The sequence below is a fragment of the Psychrobacter sp. FME13 genome (assembly GCF_014861395.1).
GTDB lineage: Bacteria > Pseudomonadota > Gammaproteobacteria > Pseudomonadales > Moraxellaceae > Psychrobacter.
In genome coordinates this window covers 1-389 of record NZ_RRYV01000399.1, presented here as the reverse complement: position 1 = coordinate 389, position 389 = coordinate 1, and the positions used below count along the sequence as shown (strand labels likewise).

Here is a 389-nt window from a genome sequence, read left to right as displayed (position 1 = left end):
GCTCAATACTTTACCGATACTGACTGAGGCTATAATAGCTATGTCTCTAACGCCGCAACCTCTAACCGTCATTAGCCGTATGATGTCTTCTATTTTAGAATGACAGCCGTGATAGGTTAAGGCATGGTCACCAATAAATTGTCGTTTGCAGTCCTTGCATTGGTAGTTCTGCTTGCCATAGCTTTTTATGCCGTTTTTCTTTAAACTGGGACTGTGACAGTCGGGGCAGCTGATATCTATTTGTGTCTTCATAACCTCAAATATATCATCTTGCTTTGGCTGTCACCCTCCTTTTATCTCCTCAGCATACTTTCTGATACACCACCAAAATTTTGGTGGTGTTCTAAAAAGTATGCTGGCATCAGACGTAGCCATAATTGATGTAAAAG

1 protein-coding gene is annotated in these 389 nt (G+C 41.1%); it reads right to left on the bottom strand.

Features of this window, described 5'->3' with window-relative positions; genetic code table 11:
- Window positions 1-252 (bottom strand): IS1 family transposase (locus EI164_RS16770; protein ID WP_192521083.1); only part of this gene is annotated, 252 nt, incomplete at its 3' end.
- Between the last annotated feature and the right edge of the window lie 137 nt (window positions 253-389).